We start from the raw sequence: 16,050 nt of genomic DNA, 5'->3' as shown, positions 1-16,050 counted from the left end.
GGGAACATAATTAACTAGACAAGTATTAAATTTAAGTAATTGATAAGGAGGAAGTGAATAGATGAAATTAACGGTTGTAGGAACAGGTTATGTAGGTTTAGTTTCAGGGGCTTGCTTTGCTGATTTGGGCAATCAAGTCATCTGTGTTGATATTGATGAAGCAAAGATAGAAGGATTAAAAAATGGTGTAATGCCAATTTATGAACCAGGTTTAAAAGAGATTGTTGAAAGAAATCATGAACAAGGTAATCTTAAATTTACTACATCTATTGAGCAAGGGGTACAAGAGAGTGATATTATCTTTATCGCTGTCGGGACACCTTCAGCAGAAGATGGTGGGGCTGATCTTTCAGCTGTTGAAGCTGTAGCCCAAAAGATTGCTACTAACCTTAATGATGATAAAATTGTGATCAATAAAAGTACAGTACCTGTGGGAACAGGTGATTGGGTAGAGGAGTATATTGCAAAGCATAAGACGACTGAGCATGACTTTACGGTTGTTTCGTGTCCTGAATTCTTACGAGAAGGTTCAGCGGTCAGTGATACGATGGAGCCAGATCGGATTGTGATTGGTTCTAATGATCAACAAGCTGCTGAAACTTTAGATCAGTTACATCAAGATTTTGGAGCACCGATTATACATACAGATCGCTATAGTGCAGAGGTAATCAAGTATGCTGCTAATGCTTTTTTAGCTACTAAGATCAGCTTTATCAATGAAATAGCTAACATTTGTGAGTTAACAGGGGCCAACGTTGAAGAAGTAGCCCGTGGTATTGGTACTGACCATCGAATCAGTGATAAGTTCTTACGAGCAGGAGTCGGTTTTGGTGGGGCTTGTTTTCCTAAGGATACGAAGGCAATTGTCAAAACAGCTCAAGAGTATGGCTATGACTTTAAGGTTGTCAACTCAGTAGTTGAGGTCAATAAGTTACAAAAGAAAAGTTTAGTAACTAAGCTAAAGCAGATACTACCTGATTTAGCAGGAAGAACGATTGCTTTATTGGGACTAGCTTTCAAACCGAATACAGATGATATGCGAGAAGCTCCGTCAAGGACTGTAGTCAAGCAGTTGTTAGAAGCAGGGGCTGAAGTGAAGGCCTATGATCCAATTGCGATGGAGGAAGCTCAAGAGATCTTTGGTGACGATATTGAGTATGCTACTGATGCTTATGACGCTTTAAAAGATAGCGATGCAGCACTTTTAGTTACAGAGTGGAATGAGTTCCAAGAGCTTGATCTATTACGGGTTAAGAACTTATTGCAGCAACCGATCTTGATTGATGGCCGTAACTGTTATCAGCCAGCCGAGATGAAAGAAGAAGGTTTTATTTATCATAGTGTTGGGCGACCTGCAGTAACTAAAGAGGATCTACTAGCATTTGAAGAGATAGCAGCGACGGGAGAGTAATATTAAGTTTAAGTCTGAGGTTAAGGTTGAGTAAAAAATTAAAAGCTTTTTAATGCTTGACTTAAACTTAAGCTTAAACTCAACCTCAAATTTAAATATTAACTGTTTTTCTTCCATATACTATCTCTAAAAGGGTGTGTGGAAGAGATTATGGAACAGATTAGGGTGATGACTGTTTGTGGCACGAGGCCGGAGGCGATTAAGTTGGCCCCGGTGATTAAAAGACTAGAACGAGAAGCTAGAATAGAATCTACTCTGACAGTGACGGGCCAACATCGTCAGTTATTAGATCAGGTGTTGGCCTTATTTGAGTTAGAGCCTGATTATGATCTAGCAGTGATGAAAAAAGAGCAGTCTCTATCAGCTTTAACGAGTAGAATCTTGACTAAGCTTGGTCAGATTTTAAATGAAGAAGAGCCTGATTTAGTCTTAGTGCATGGTGATACGACGACGACCTTTGTAGCTAGTTTGGCTGCTTTTTATCACCAGATTAAGGTTGGTCATGTAGAAGCGGGATTACGGACTTATGATAAGTATGCCCCGTATCCTGAAGAGGTCAATCGCCATTTGACAGGAGTACTAGCTGATCTTCATTTTGCTCCGACTGCTAAAAATCGGGCCAACTTAGTGGCTGAAAATATAGCTGAGGAGCAGATCTTTGTGACCGGCAATACAGTGATTGATGCTTTATTAGAGACAGTAGATGCTGATTATCAGTTCAATAATCCGCATCTAAGGAAACTTGATTTTTCTAAACAGGTGATCTTATTTACTTGCCATCGGCGAGAAAATTTTGGTCAGCCGATGACGGATATTTTTAAAGCGGTCAGGAAGGTAGTAGAGCAAAATTCTGAAGTGGAAGTGGTTTTTCCTGTTCATTTAAATCCGCAGGTCAAAGAGTTGGCTGCTGATATCTTACAAGAGGTAGAGCGGATTCATTTGGTTTCTCCGCTTGATTATCAGCCGTTTGTTAATCTAATGGCTAGATCTCATCTAATTGTCACTGATTCGGGAGGGATTCAAGAGGAAGCACCTAGCTTAAATAAACCTGTTTTGGTCTTACGAGAGGTTACTGAACGACAAGAAGCAGTTGAGACAGGGGCAATCAAGTTAATCGGTACTACTTCTGAGCAGATTATTAGTCAGATCAATCACTTATTAACTGATCAGCAGCAGTATGATCAGATGGCTCAAGCCGAAAATCCTTATGGTGATGGACAGGCAAGCCAACGGATTGTCAGGAAGATATTAGATTTATTTGCTAATTAAGTTTATCAAGGATAAATTTAAACTTAATAATTCACTGATAACTACATAAGTATTATCTTGAAAGCAAGAGTAATTTAGATTGAGTTTGAGTCTAAGTTTGAGTTTAAGTACTTTTTATTAAGATTTTGATTTTACTTAAACTTAGTCTTAGCCTTAGCCTAAAATTGCCTTTAGGCAATTTTATTAAGTGTTAAATATTAAATGGTTTTTAATATAGGAGGTTAAAAGTAGATGGAAGTTAAAAAGGCTGTCATTCCAGCAGCGGGATTAGGAACGCGATTTTTACCAGCGACAAAAGCACAACCGAAAGAGATGTTACCGATTGTTGATACACCAACGATTCAATATATTGTAGAAGAAGCTGTTATGTCTGGCATTGAGGATTTAATCATTGTGACTGGACGGCATAAGCGAGCAATTGAGGATCACTTTGATAAGCATTTAGAGTTAGAGTTAGCACTAGAGCGGAAAGGTAAGCATGAGATGTTAGAGACGGTTCAAGATATCTCTAATTTGATCAATGTTCATTATGTTCGCCAAAAGGAGCCACGAGGCTTAGGTCATGCTATTTTGTGTGCTAAGACCTTTGTAGGTAATGAGCCATTTGCTGTTCTTTTAGGTGATGATATTGTGCGGGCTAAAAAGCCAGTCACTAGACAGTTAATCGAGGCTTTTGTTGAAAAACAGACAACTGTAATTGGTGTTCAAGAGGTTGAGGATGAAGTTGTTCATAAGTATGGGATTGTTGACTATTCTAACAATGATGATGGCTTATATAAGATACAGAACTTGGTTGAAAAGCCGTCATTAGAGGAGGCACCATCAAATATTGCTATTTTAGGTCGTTATATCATTACACCAGAGATCTTTGAGATTTTGGAGAATACTCCACCAGGCAAAGGTAATGAGATTCAATTGACTGATGCCTTACAGACGCTGATGGAACAAGAAGAGATGTATGCTCAAGCCTTCAGTGGTAAGCGTTATGATATAGGTAATAAGCTAGGGTTTTTAGAGGCGACGATTGAATTTGCGTTGGCTAGAGATGATATTAGAGATGATTTTAAGAGGTATTTGATTGAATTTTTGCAGCGAGATACAGATATGTTAGAGGAGATTGCGGTAACTGAATAGATGATAAAAAAGCGTTAGGATAATTATCCTAACGCTTTTTTATCATCTAGTTTAAGTTTAAGTCCAAGGTTAAGTAAGGTCTAAATCCTTATTTTTTTAATGGTTGGCTTAACCTTAACCTCAAACTTAGCCTAAAATGACCTGTGGTCATTTTTTGTTTCCAAGATTTAAAAATTGTTTTACAGCTTAAACTACGTTATAATTACAAGTGGTAACTAGTAATTAGTAACTGGTGATTGGAAACTAATTACAAGTCACCAATTACAAATTACTAATTATAAATGAAGGTTGTGATAACTTATGCAAGAACTACTCAAACAAAAGAAAATCAGACTTTTAATTATGATAGTGCTTATTTTTTCATTTATCAGTTCAGGAGTTATAGCTTATATCAACAATCAGGGCCAAGAGCAAGTAATTGATGATACAAAATCAGAAGAAGTTGATGAGACACAGAAAGAAGAAACAGAAGAAAAGGTTGAAGGAAGAACAGGAGAAACTGAAGAAGAAAGCGATGAAGAAATAGAAGATGATTCTCAATTACAACCTTTACTAGAAGAAGCTAAAAATTTATATTATCAAGGAGACTATCAAGCAAGTATTGAACAGTATCAAGAAATACTTACTAATCAAGAAAATAAAGAGGCACGACTGAATTTGGCTGCTATTTCTGAAGAACTTGGTAACTACCAACTTGCTGTTGAGCAGTATCAGCAGTTATTAGAGCAAGATGAAGTAGCTCAGTGGAGATTGGATTTGGGGGTTGCTTATTATCAGTTAGGAGAGTATCAGCAGGCTAAAGAGGAACTAAGTTTAGTTTTGACTTCAGATATTGGAGCTAATTATCTAAGAAGAGATGCCAATTATTATTTGGCTTTGTTAGCTACTAGCCAGAAGCAATATGAAAAGGCTGAGCAGCATTTGTTAGAAGCAATAAAAGTTGATGATACCTTTGCCCAAGCTTCTTTTCAATTAGGAGAGGTTAAATCTGCTCAAGGAGATTATCAAGCCGCAATTGAGCGTTATAATCAAGCCTTGCGGATTGATGGAAGCTTAAAAGGGGTTAAGCGACAGATTGGTTTAGCACATCTTGAGTTAGGTCAGATTGAACAAGCAGTAGATTATTTACAGCAGGCTGAAAGTGAAGATCGAGCTGATAAATTAGTTAAGGCTAAGTTGACTGATTTAGAAGTAGATTATCCAGATTATTTTGAAGAAGAGGAACGGCTATTACCAGAAGAACAAGACCGAGAGATTCCAGAAGAAGTCGAGTTTAAAGAGATTGAACCATTAGAAGATCCAGGAGAAGAGATTAGAGTTGGGATTATGGATGATCAAGAAGAGATCTATTTTAGGGCAGGTAGTGATTTTGTTGTTGAAGAAGCAGGAACTCAAATTGCTGCAGGAGAAAAAGGTGAGTTATATAAGGTTAGTTTTGTTGATGGTAATTACTATTTAGAACTGCCAGAAGAAGAGATTCAATTTAGTGAAGCAATTGAGTTGAAGCTTACAGAAGAGAAGCCAGTCTTATTGCATAATGTGATCTATGGAGAAGGGTATTACTGGGGTGGAATTGAAGATCGTCAATATCGGGGTACAATGGAGTTTTTACCACGAGAGGATGGAATTACAGCGGTTAATTTAGTTGGCCTAGAGGAATATTTATTGGCAGTAGTACCTTCAGAGATGTCAGCTTCCTGGGAACTAGAGGCCTTAAAGGTTCAGGCAGTGGCAGCTAGAAGTTATACTTTGTTCAATTTAGGTCGCTTTGCAGATAAAGGGTATGACTTATGTGATACTGTACAGTGTGCAGCTTATAATGGAATTGGCAGAGAGCACCCTCGTTCTAATCAGGCTGTAATAGAGACGAGCGGTGAGGTAGCCACTTATGATGATCAACCGATTAATGCTGTCTATAGTTCCAATTCAGGTGGTCATACTGAGAATAGTGAAGATGTCTGGGGGGGAGTGATCCCTTATTTGCGTGGTGTATCAACTGAGATTGGAACTGAAATCAACGAACAGGAGTTCTCAAAGTCTCCTTTGGAGTTAAGGGAGTGGCTACGGGAACGACCTGACTCTTATTCAGATTTATTGACTGAAAGTTGGACGATGAGTAATTATCGTTGGCAACGGAAGTTATCTTTAGATTACTTGGAAGCAAGATTGGGGATTGAAGATATTCAAGAGATTAGACCTACTAAGCGTGGTCAAGCAGGTAGTGTAGAAGCAATGTTAGTAATTGGAGCTGAGGAAGAACGGGAATTTAAAAATGATTTACGATCTAGATTCGGTGAACTGCGAAGTAATCGCTTCTGGATTCAGCCACAGTATGAGAATGGTGAGCTAGTTGGTTATAAATTCCAGGGTAGTGGTTGGGGTCATAGTGTAGGAATGGATCAGACTGCTACGGGAGGAATGGTCAGTCAAGGCTATAGTTATCAAGAGATATTAAAGCATTTCTATACAGGTATTGAAATTGAAGATTGGAATTAAGCATTAGGGGCCCAAGAGATTGGGTCTCTTTTTTTATGTTCAATTACAATTTAGTTTAAGTTTGAGTCTAAGTTTAAGTAAGAGCTAAGCCCTTATGTTTCTAGTGGTTGACTTAAACTCAACCTCAGCCTTAAACTTAAGCTATTTATCAATTAAGTGTAACTTAACCTTAATTCTGATGGACAAAATAACTAGAGCGAGTTATAATAAATATATGAGTAATTTTTTGACAGGGAGTGATGATTATTAATACAATAAATATAAAGAAGTACTTAGAAATTTACCCTGAGACTTCTGGGTTGTATCCGCAGAAGTTAGGGCGGATTGGTGAAAAATATCACCAGAAAGGATATCTAACTATAGAAGAGTTATATCAGTTGGCCCATCTTAACTCTACTCGCAGTTCCTATCATGTCAAGAAGAATCCAGCAAAGCGAGTGGAGAAGGTGACCGAGGCTGCCTATCAGCTTGAAGATGAATTCTGTCAACTGGCTTTATTGGTCAGTCTACAAGGGATTGGAACTCCGACTGCTTCGGCAATTTTGACCAGTTTGGATGATACCCAGCATGCTGTCGTTGATACTAGGGTGTGGGCTACTTTGTATAAGCTTGGTTATTTTGAGCGGGAGAAGGAGCGGTTTAAACCTGATGATTATCTGCGGATGATTGAGATTATTCGTCAGATGGCTAAGCAGGAAGGGTTTAAGGTAGCAGAGGTTGGCTATGCACTCTTTGCTTATGATGTCGTACATCGGGAAGGGACTTTGCATTAAGGGCAGTTTACGGTTTACAGTTGACAGTGTACAGTTAAAAAATTTAAAGTTCAAAAGCTTAAAAAAATCCTATATACTTGAATATGTTTGAAATTCTCGATTTTAATGAATTTAACTATCAACTATCAATTATACACTATCAATTGATATAAGGTGCTTAACAAATTTCGCTAATTTACGATAATAAAAATTAGAGGAGGGACTAGAGATGAAGAGAGTAATGGGTTTAGTAGTAATGTTACTGATACCTGTTTTTGTTGTGGTCGGTTGTGCAGAGAACCCGCGCGGTACTTTTGGCCCGTCTTGGGATGTAGGGATTCAGATACCGGCAATAGAAGATAATTGGTTGATAAATGATTTAGTTAATATGGATAGCTTTCAATCTCTTAAATACGATAGTGAAGAAGAACGATTTATTTTGAAAGGTGAATCTGAGAATGAAATAATAACTGAGTTGGAAGTGGAATTGGACAAGTTTGAACTGGATGAATTAATTGATATTGGGCCAACAGAGATTATAGTATCAGATCAGGTTGATGGTGAAGATTTTGGTGGGTTTAGTGGGGAAGTGAGTATTGAAGAATTTGATAGTATTACTCTATCTGATAAGGCAGGGGAGTATAATCGATTGGAGGTAGCTTTAACTGAGATTGATAAGGAAAAAATTGATGATTTTACTGTTAAGTTAAAGGATAATAGTAGTGGAGAGATTTCAGGTGAAGTTAATTTTACTGATATTACAGAGAATAGAACAAAATATATTACATTGGCTGCTCAAAAATTGAGTAATGACTTAGAAATTATATTAGAAAGTAATCAAACTTCTGGTGAGGCTAATTTTAAGATTGAAATTAGTTCATCGAAGTTTGAAGTGGATAAGTTAGAAGGATATAATGAAGGGATAGCTGAAGAGGTTAATTTTACTACTAATCTTGATATTGGTGAAGAAGCAGAGGTTGGAGAAGAAGGATTATATTTAAGGATTGATCCTAAATTTCCTGAAGGAAGCAATCTAGAGTTTATAATTGATAGGCTTACGATTGATGAGACAGAGTTAACCAAAGAAGAAAGTGGTGCCGATGAAGGCTATTATAAAATTTCAAATGTAGATTTAAATGATGATTTAACATTGAATGGTGAGATAAAAGATATTGGAGATGTTACCTTTGATTTTACTGAAAAGTTACAATTAGAGCTAGGTATGTATGGCTCAATTACTGTTAAATTACCTGATATAGATTTAGATGCTGAGGATGATTATCTGGTATTTAAGGAAAGAAATGAGTTTGAGATGACGGATGATAAACTTGATAAGATAGAGGAAAATTTAAAAGAAGGTCGTCTGATATTTGAGGCTGACAGTACTTTTCCGGCTGATATTATTGTAGAGCTTTATGTTGGTAATGAGAAAGAGGATACTTTATATGAGAAGCAAAATTTAGTAGGGGAGTTACTTACTATTCCAGCAAATGAGATTAAGTTTGATGAATTTATTCTTAAGCAGGATATTCGAGATAAGTTTAGAGGGGAACCAGCTTACTTAGGAGTTAAATTAAGGGTTAGTAATGAAGTGTTTGAGTCTGGACAGGATATTAATTTAAACTCCTATGCTGTTTTAGAAGTGGAGATAAATCAATAAGGTAGGTGATAAAGATGGTAATTAATTATAGGAAAATTTTAGTTTTCAGTTTGTTTTTAATCTTTCTGTTATCTACAACTGTTGCTGCCTCTTCGGCTAAAACAATTGGTCTTGGTAATCAGTTTACAACAGTTACTGGGTCAGATGCTTTATCGAGTAATCCTGGGGCTGTCAATGTCAGAGATAATTTCTTTAGCCTAGAGTTAGGAGCGACAGCTTCGTTATGGAATAACCTATTAATGAATGATTATATTGATAATGCGGATAAAGAAGATTTATTAGAGAATATAGAGGATGATGGTTTATTGTTTGGGACTGATGTACGTAGTGGGGGGAATTTGATCGTTGGCCCGGTTGGTCTTGTTGGGGATATCAAACATGATGGTCTATTGAGACTGAATTCTGATATTGCAGAATTATTGCTACAAGGAAATGAGATCGATCGAGAGTACGAGTTTGATGGCAGCTCTGGAGTAGGTGGAGTTTATGGAGATGTAGGATTAAATCTTTCTTTACAAGCACCACAGGATTTAGTTGATGATTGGGGGATAGATGATTTATATGTTGGATTTACTTATCATCGATTGGAAGGAATGATTTATCAGTTTGAAGGCCAAGGAAGTAGTAAGCTAACTGAAGATCGGGAGTTTGCTGGTGATGGTCAATTTATAGTTAACTATAATGATCCAGACGAGAACTTGGCTACAGGATCAGCAATTGATATTGGTGGATACGCTATATTAAATGATCGCTATACAATTGGTTTTAGTACGATGAATATCGGTTCGTTAGTAGTTGATGGTTATACAAAAGCTAAGTATGAATATACTGATGATGAAGAATGGGAAGAACAAGATAAGATATACAAAGATGAAGAACTTGTTTGGCAACTACCTTCTACTTTAAGATTAGGAGGTAAGATGGATTATACTCCAAATATTGATCTGTTGGTTGATTATGCTTATACTCGTTATCATGAGTCGGGATATGATGATCATAAATTTTCTGCGGCTACAGAGTTAACAAAGTTAAGTTTTTTACCATTGCGAACGGGAATTAATTATTCTACATTACAGAATGATTTTCAATGGGCAGCAGGTTTTGGTTTACACCTTGGCCCGTTGAAAGCAGATCTAGGAGTCTCTGATTTGATGGGTTTATTTAATGAATCTAAGGGTATAGAAGGTGGATTGACAGCAAGGATAGAGTTTTAAGAAAGGGCAGGGGCCAACCCCTGCTTTTTTATTTTACCGCTTAATTAGAAAAAGGTTTTTATAGGAAAATCTAGAATTTAGTAATTAGTGATTAGTAACTAATCATAAGTTATCAAGAAAGGTGATGATTTTGTTGCATAGTAATCTAAGAAAGATTGCGTTGATTTTATTAATTGTAGTAACTGTTACATTTTTAAGGGTTGATTATGGAGTGGCCAGTTCCAGTGATTCTAGTTTAGAAAAAAGAGCAGGGGTCGTAACTTTGGTTGGATTAGGAATTTGGGGTATTTATCGTAGAGTTAACAGTCGCCGAGAAGCTAGATATCAAACTCATTTAGAAGAGGGGGAGAAGTATTTAGAAGAAGGAGAGTATGAATTAGCTATAGTTAACTTAGAAGAAGCTAAAGCGATTGATGATACTTCAGAGGTTAAGCAATTATTAAGTAGAGCCCAATTGAAGTATCAAGAGGAGAATTATCAACTAGGGGTAGATTATTTAGAACAAGAGGAGTGGGAAGTGGCGTATAGAGCATTTAGAGATGTTGCTCAGTATGATTCAAATTATAAAGAATTGGCTTTAAAGGAAGAAGAAGCTTATCAAAATCTAAAAGAGATAAAGTTAAAAAGGGTGGCCATTCTTGATTTTTCTGATACTAGCTATCGTTATAACTTAGGAAGGAGGGCAACTAGCTTATTTATATCTCAGTTATTAGAAAAAGATCCTAAATTTATTGAAGTAATTGAACGAGAGCAGATTAATGCCATTTTGGAAGAGCAACATTTAAGTCAGTCAGGGTTGGTTGATTCTTCTACTGCTCAAGAGATAGGTGATATATTAGGAGTAGATCTTTTAATAACAGGTGATGTAATTAGTGGGAGTGTTAGCCAAGATGAGAGTAGTCAAGAAGTAGAAATTTATACTGGAGAGGAAAAGGATAAATATACTGTAATTAAAGAGGCCTATACTCGGGTTAATTTTAGATTACTAGATGTCTCTACAGGAGCAGTGGAAATGAGTAGAACAATTGCCAAACGAGACCGATATGAAGATTCTTATTATGAAGGAGAAACGATAGTTCTTCCTTCTAATGAAGAGCTGTTAGATGATGTCTTGATTGAAGCGGTAGATGAGTTGGCCCGATTGATTTATGAGAAATATGAGATCTAATGATAATGAACAATTGACAAAATGTAAAATGTACAATGTACATTTTAAAGAACTAATGCTTTTGATTTTAAACTATTCACTATTAACTATTAATTATTATCTGCTTTTCCAGGGGGGAGATAATGAAAAAGTTAGCTTGTTGTCTGATTATTTTAATCTTAAGCCAAGGTCTAGTCATTGCTCGGACGAAATACGAAGCTGAATGGCAGGGTGTAATAACAGCAAGAAACAAGATTTTAGAACAAGAGGATGATTTAGAAGCTAGATATGAGTTAGCTGTTGCTTATGCTAACTTAGGTAAGATAAAAGAAGCCCATGATATTTTTGACTATTTAGATGAAGAGATAGAAGATTATGAGACAAAGATAGAAGAGATGACTGAGGATTATCAAACTCAACTGGTCAACAAACCTGATAATGTTAAACTACTTAATTATTTAGCTTTTGCTTATTATATCAGTCGAGATTATCAACAAGCAGAGGATAACTTTGAAAAGATAGTTGAACTTGATCCTAAAAATATTTGGAGTTATAATTATTTAGCTGTTGTAAATTATGAGTTAGAAGATTATGATCAAGCTGAAAAGAACTTGAAATATTCTTTGGAGTTAGAGGAAAATCAGTATACCCACTTTTTATTAGGGGCCAACTATCATAAACAGCGTAATTTTTTTAGAGCTCTTTATCATATATCCAGAGGAAGAAGGGCAGCCAGTCTCTTTTTAGATTAAAAATTAAATAAAAAAAGTCCCAGCATTTGCTGGGACTTTTCTTGTGGAACATATCCAGTTGCTAATTACTTAGTAGCAGCGACTTCTTCTTTAGCAACTTTTGCTTGTAACTCTTCAGCAATTTCTGGATTAGCTAGAGTACTAGTGTTACCCATATCTTCTCCATTAGCAATTGCCTTTAATAGACGACGCATAATCTTTCCACTACGTGTCTTAGGTAAGTCAGGAGCAAATACTAAATCAGCCGGCTTAGCAATCGGACTAACTATATCTGAAACATGATTTCTTAACTCCTGCTTTAACTCTTCAGATGGTTCTGCTTTATCATCTAAGATTACATAAGCGAAAGGAACGTGTCCTTTAACATCATGCTTAACACCTACAGCAGCAGATTCAGCTACTGATTCATGATCTACAAGAGCACTTTCGATATCAACAGTACTTAAGCGGTGACCACTTACGTTCATTACATCATCGACTCTACCTAGAACCCAGATGTAACCGTCTTCATCTTTCTTAGCTCCATCACCAGCGAAGTAAGTTGTATTATCCCACTTGCTCCAGTAAGTGTTTTCAAAACGTTCAGGATTATTATATAAAGTTCTTAACATACCAGGCCATGGTCTCTTAATTGCTAGATAACCAGAGTCTGCTGGGTTTCCATCTTCATCCAAGACATCAACTTCAAGACTAGGGAATGCGTTAGTAGCACTACCAGGCTTAAGCTCTGTAATTCCTGGAAGAGGAGAAACAATAATACCTCCTGTTTCTGTTTGCCACCATGTATCAACGATTGGACACTCTCCACCACCGATATGCTCGTGGTACCACATCCACGCTCGTGGGTTGATTGGCTCTCCTACTGATCCTAACAAACGCAAGCTACTTAAGTCATGACTTTCAGGATACTCTGCACCCCACTTCATGAATAAACGGATTGCTGTTGGAGCAGTATACAAGATATTAACTTGATACTTCTCTATGATTTCCCAGAAACGATTCTTAGTAGGATAGTTAGGAGCACCTTCATACATTACCATAGAAGCACCGTTAGCTAAGATACCATAAACAATATAGGAGTGACCTGTAATCCAACCAACGTCAGCAGTACACCAATAAGTGTCATCCTCTTTTAAATCGAAGATGTATTTACTAGTAGTAGTAGCATAAGTTAAATAACCACCTGTTGTATGAACAACTCCTTTAGGCTTTCCAGTTGTACCAGAAGTGTACATTAAGAATAACATATCTTCAGCATCCATTACTTCTGGTTCACAATCTCTATCTGCATCAGCCATTAATTCATGCCACCAGTGATCTCGACCTTCTTCCATATTAACATCATTTTCAGCACGCTGTACAACGATAACATCATCAAGCTTTTCAACTTCTTCTAGTCCTTTATCTGTCTTAGTCTTATGATCGATAACATTTCCACGACGATAATACCCATCACAAGTAACTACAACAGAAGCTTCTGCATCATTCATTCTTTCTGCTAAGGCACTAGGACTGAAACCAGCAAATACTACTGTATGAGGAGCACCAATTCTAGCACAAGCTAACATAACAACTGCTGCTTCAGGAATCATCGGTAGATAAACAGCAACACGATCTCCTTTTTCAACACCTAAACCTTTTAGTACATTAGCAAACTTACATACCTCATTATATAAAGTTTGATAAGTATAAGTAACAGTTTCGCCTAGCTCACCTTCCCATGTAAGAGCTGCTTTATTTTTACGACCATTTTTTAAGTGACGATCCAGACAGTTATAAGAAGCATTTAATTTACCATTGATAAACCATTCAGCATAAGGAGGATTACTCCAATCAAGGACTTCATCCCACTTTTCAAACCAATCAATATTTTCCTCTGCTCGTTCAGCCCAAAATGCTTCTAAATCCTCGCCTTCTTCATAAATCTTCGGATCATTAGCATTAGCATCTTTCGCAAATTCTTCCGGCGGAGAAAAAGTACGATCTTCCTCTAACAAGACATCAATAACTTCTTTACTGGACATAAATTAATCACTCCTTTAATTTTTTTGATATTTATAAAAAAGCTTATTAATACACATTATTGAAAAGATTATTTAATTGCAAATCAGAATTTAAAGCATAATGGCAAAATATAAAATTTTCAAATAATTTAAACAATAAAAATAATCTATATAGTAAATTTAGCTAAGATAGCTAGGATAACAGACATTTTTAATATATGTAATTTTCTAAAAATTAAAATTAAATAAAGAATTGTGCGGCTAACTAATAAAAGTATCTTAGCTCACTATCCAATCATATAATACCAGAAAATGATTATTCTGTCAATGGGTTTTCTAAAATTTCTGATAATTGAGAAACATCTGGTTAATCAGAATTATCTATTGATTATATCTTATCTTAAAATGATTATTTTGTCAATAGGTTTTCTAAAATTTCTGATAATTAAGAAATATGGGGCAAAAACAGCTTAGTATTACATATTTTATAGAAAAATGATTATTTTGTCAATATATTTTAAAAATCAACTAAAAAAGCTTAGTAATTAATAATTAATTAAATAGTGGATGATTTTAAGTGTTTATTGAAGTAGAAGAGGGATGATTATTAATCTAGAATAAATAAAATAATAATTGTGGCAAAATATAAGCTAATAGTCTATAATAATAAGTATAGTTGTTAAAAATTACAGTAGGAGGATTAAAAATGATTAAGCTTTATCAATTTGAAGCTTGTCCTTATTGTGCTAAAGTAAGAAGAAAACTTGCTCAACTGGATTTAGACTATGAAAAGATAGAAGTTCCCAGGGAGAGAAGCAAAAGAACTAAGATCAAGGAGTTATCAGGTCAGATTAAAGTGCCTGTAATAGAGGATAGTGATGGTACAGTAGTCAATGATTCAGCTAAGATAGTTGAATATTTAGAGGAAAAATATGCATAAATAATAAAGGCTATCCGCAAGGGTAGTCTTTTTCATTGTGGCATTTTGTGCCACAATATAATGTACAGTTGACAATGGATACGGTTTTTGTGATTTTCACGAAGGGTCTTGATAAAGACCCGTAGGTACAATTTACAATGGATAGAAAAAATCTAAGAGCGGATTTTTTCATCACGAAGAGTTCAAAGAACCCGAAGGATAAGGTCAAGTTCTTAAAAGCTTAAGTTCTTTGAAAAGTCTTGGGCAATAAGCTTTGGTTGATTTTGATTATAAGATTCAATGGTTTTAATTGTCAATTGTCAATTTTGTACATTGTAAATTGAAGTTAAGCTTTGGTTTGAGGTTGTTTAGAGCAGGAGGATTAGATATAATAAAGGCGGAGGAGAAATTCTTTAATAAATTAACCAGGAGTGATAGTATGTTGAAGGATTTAATATGGGTAATAATGTTTGTAGCAGATTTGATCTTTTTAAGATTACCTCAATTTATAAAATTGAGTTTTTTAGAATTGACAGCTACAGAAGAGAAAGTTCGAGCTTATGCTAATCAAGTTGCTTATCAGTGGGGAGAAAAAGTAGTTGAGACTACTGGTAGTGAAGTTAAGGTATTAGGTGTTAAAAAAATACCTGATCAACCTGTTTTATTTGTGGCTAACCATCAAGGAGCTTTTGATATTCCATTATTATTAGGTTATATTAAACAGCCTAAATCATTTATTGCTAAGTGGGAGTTGAGGTATCTACCAGTAATTAATCTGTGGATGAAGAAGATAAAGTGTATCTTTATTAAACGAAGTGATTTTCGCCAAACTTTACGGGCTTTTAAGAATGCGGGCCAAGTCTTTGAGACCGGTCAATCATTAGTTATTTTCCCTGAGGGTACGCGGAGTCGTTCTGCTAAATTGAATAAGTTTAAGCGGGGTAGTTTAAAGATAGCTTTACGAGAGAATGTTCCGATTGTACCGGTTACAATTAATAATTCTTATCAAATCAATAACGGGGAAGAAGGTCTGCTTTCAGCAACAGAGGTAGAGCTTATTATCTCTGATCCAATTTATGTGGACGAGTTATCAAAAGAAGAAAAGGATGATTTGACTGTACAGGTTAGGGAAGTCATTGCGGAAAACCTGAAAAAATAATTGACAATTGACAATTGTCAATTAAGATCAAGAAAAAGTTCAATAGAAATATCTAAGAGCTTGTTTTTAACATGAAGGGATAATTTATTTGCTTTATAATTATTTAAAGTTTTTTAACTATCAATTATCAACTA

Annotated in this window: 12 protein-coding genes; 11 read left to right on the top strand and 1 reads right to left on the bottom strand. The window is 35.8% G+C overall.

Annotated elements, in window-relative coordinates:
- Positions 1-61: 61 nt before the first annotated feature.
- The 9 genes from MWH28_RS02710 to MWH28_RS02670 all read left to right on the top strand — a co-directional run bounded on the left by MWH28_RS02710 (position 62) and on the right by MWH28_RS02670 (position 11,835).
- Positions 62-1,411, top strand: a complete 1,350-nt coding sequence (locus MWH28_RS02710; protein ID WP_248617729.1) for a UDP-glucose dehydrogenase family protein — start codon at positions 62-64, stop codon at positions 1,409-1,411.
- A 150-nt stretch (positions 1,412-1,561) separates the two neighbouring features.
- A complete protein-coding gene (gene wecB, locus MWH28_RS02705) occupies positions 1,562-2,680 on the top strand; it encodes a non-hydrolyzing UDP-N-acetylglucosamine 2-epimerase (RefSeq protein ID WP_248617899.1) in 1,119 nt (372 codons plus the stop codon).
- A gap of 231 nt (positions 2,681-2,911) precedes the next feature.
- The gene (galU, locus tag MWH28_RS02700) at positions 2,912-3,814 is read left to right on the top strand and encodes a UTP--glucose-1-phosphate uridylyltransferase GalU (protein WP_248617728.1); all 903 of its coding nucleotides are present in this window, start codon (positions 2,912-2,914) and stop codon (positions 3,812-3,814) included.
- Between the two features lie 300 nt (positions 3,815-4,114).
- Positions 4,115-6,310 (top strand): SpoIID/LytB domain-containing protein, encoded by a 2,196-nt coding sequence (locus MWH28_RS02695; protein ID WP_248617727.1) that lies wholly within the window; start codon positions 4,115-4,117, stop codon positions 6,308-6,310.
- A gap of 239 nt (positions 6,311-6,549) precedes the next feature.
- Entirely contained in the window at positions 6,550-7,083 is a 534-nt protein-coding gene (locus MWH28_RS02690; RefSeq protein ID WP_248617726.1) for a hypothetical protein, read from the top strand.
- A gap of 208 nt (positions 7,084-7,291) precedes the next feature.
- Positions 7,292-8,722 carry a hypothetical protein gene (locus tag MWH28_RS02685; RefSeq protein WP_248617725.1) on the top strand — a complete coding sequence of 477 codons (1,431 nt, stop codon included), beginning with the start codon at positions 7,292-7,294 and terminating at the stop codon, positions 8,720-8,722.
- Between the two features lie 14 nt (positions 8,723-8,736).
- Positions 8,737-9,936 (top strand): PorV/PorQ family protein, encoded by a 1,200-nt coding sequence (locus MWH28_RS02680; RefSeq protein ID WP_248617724.1) that lies wholly within the window; start codon positions 8,737-8,739, stop codon positions 9,934-9,936.
- 133 nt (positions 9,937-10,069) lie between these two features.
- Entirely contained in the window at positions 10,070-11,104 is a 1,035-nt protein-coding gene (locus MWH28_RS02675) for a CsgG/HfaB family protein (protein WP_248617723.1), read from the top strand.
- Positions 11,105-11,226: 122 nt separating this feature from the next.
- Positions 11,227-11,835 carry a tetratricopeptide repeat protein gene (locus tag MWH28_RS02670; RefSeq protein ID WP_248617722.1) on the top strand — a complete coding sequence of 203 codons (609 nt, stop codon included), beginning with the start codon at positions 11,227-11,229 and terminating at the stop codon, positions 11,833-11,835.
- A gap of 65 nt (positions 11,836-11,900) precedes the next feature.
- Here MWH28_RS02670 and acs read toward each other — a convergent pair whose 3' ends face one another.
- Positions 11,901-13,859, bottom strand: a complete 1,959-nt coding sequence (acs, locus tag MWH28_RS02665) for an acetate--CoA ligase (protein ID WP_248617721.1) — start codon at positions 13,857-13,859, stop codon at positions 11,901-11,903.
- Positions 13,860-14,544: 685 nt separating this feature from the next.
- On the opposite strand from acs, the gene MWH28_RS02660 reads away from it, so the two are divergent.
- Both MWH28_RS02660 and MWH28_RS02655 read left to right on the top strand, forming a co-directional pair.
- Positions 14,545-14,778 (top strand): glutathione S-transferase N-terminal domain-containing protein, encoded by a 234-nt coding sequence (locus MWH28_RS02660; RefSeq protein ID WP_248617720.1) that lies wholly within the window; start codon positions 14,545-14,547, stop codon positions 14,776-14,778.
- A gap of 418 nt (positions 14,779-15,196) precedes the next feature.
- Positions 15,197-15,916: a lysophospholipid acyltransferase family protein gene (locus MWH28_RS02655; protein ID WP_248617719.1), complete on the top strand. Its 720-nt coding sequence runs from the start codon at positions 15,197-15,199 to the stop codon at positions 15,914-15,916.
- The last annotated feature ends 134 nt before the right edge of the window (positions 15,917-16,050 follow it).

The organism is Natroniella sulfidigena, from assembly GCF_023223645.1.
Classification (GTDB): Bacteria; Bacillota; Halanaerobiia; order Halobacteroidales; family Halobacteroidaceae; genus Natroniella; species Natroniella sulfidigena.
The sequence above is the reverse complement of the archived record's forward strand: the minus strand, read 5'-3'. Positions and strand labels throughout refer to the sequence as shown.

Coding starts and splice junctions, on each gene's coding strand:
- MWH28_RS02710 (WP_248617729.1), top strand. CDS start 62: ATGAAATTAACGGTTGTAGGAACAGGTTATGTAGGTTTAGTTTCAGGG.
- wecB (WP_248617899.1), top strand. CDS start 1,562: ATGGAACAGATTAGGGTGATGACTGTTTGTGGCACGAGGCCGGAGGCG.
- galU (WP_248617728.1), top strand. CDS start 2,912: ATGGAAGTTAAAAAGGCTGTCATTCCAGCAGCGGGATTAGGAACGCGA.
- MWH28_RS02695 (WP_248617727.1), top strand. CDS start 4,115: ATGCAAGAACTACTCAAACAAAAGAAAATCAGACTTTTAATTATGATA.
- MWH28_RS02690 (WP_248617726.1), top strand. CDS start 6,550: ATGATTATTAATACAATAAATATAAAGAAGTACTTAGAAATTTACCCT.
- MWH28_RS02685 (WP_248617725.1), top strand. CDS start 7,292: ATGAAGAGAGTAATGGGTTTAGTAGTAATGTTACTGATACCTGTTTTT.
- MWH28_RS02680 (WP_248617724.1), top strand. CDS start 8,737: ATGGTAATTAATTATAGGAAAATTTTAGTTTTCAGTTTGTTTTTAATC.
- MWH28_RS02670 (WP_248617722.1), top strand. CDS start 11,227: ATGAAAAAGTTAGCTTGTTGTCTGATTATTTTAATCTTAAGCCAAGGT.
- acs (WP_248617721.1), bottom strand. CDS start 13,859: ATGTCCAGTAAAGAAGTTATTGATGTCTTGTTAGAGGAAGATCGTACT.
- MWH28_RS02660 (WP_248617720.1), top strand. CDS start 14,545: ATGATTAAGCTTTATCAATTTGAAGCTTGTCCTTATTGTGCTAAAGTA.
- MWH28_RS02655 (WP_248617719.1), top strand. CDS start 15,197: ATGTTGAAGGATTTAATATGGGTAATAATGTTTGTAGCAGATTTGATC.